At 39.4% G+C, this 353-nt stretch carries 1 protein-coding gene; it reads left to right on the plus strand.

What is annotated here, in order from left to right; all coding sequences use genetic code 11:
• Positions 1-24: 24 nt before the first annotated feature.
• On the plus strand, positions 25-353 hold a 329-nt coding region (locus tag BTV99_RS12920), incomplete at its 3' end, for a hypothetical protein (RefSeq protein WP_143507215.1).

Below are 353 nucleotides of genomic sequence, written 5' to 3' on the forward strand. Positions count from 1 at the left end.
CCGATCAGTCTAGGCTGGTTATTCATGCAAAATTTAGACCCAGATAAATGGCAGTATAACCATACACAAGACAACTATCACTTAATCAATCACAATGGCAGCCCTTTTACCTGTACCTCTCGATCATTTATTCATTTATTACTAACTGTCTTGTATTTTCAGAAGCACAAGACAATGCCTACAAGCTTGTATGGTATTCGAGATAAGATCGATTGGAAGGTAGAAGATGAGGAAGGCAGGCTAGATGAGTTCATCTATAAAAAAAGCGAACGCGACAGTAAACGAAATTGGCTCAGTCTTGAAGACGTCTTTTGGCTAGTTGGTATGAGGGATTCGGCAAAAGATGAAACCAA

Source organism: Psychrobacter sp. Rd 27.2, assembly GCF_001921755.1.
Lineage (GTDB): Bacteria > Pseudomonadota > Gammaproteobacteria > Pseudomonadales > Moraxellaceae > Psychrobacter > Psychrobacter celer.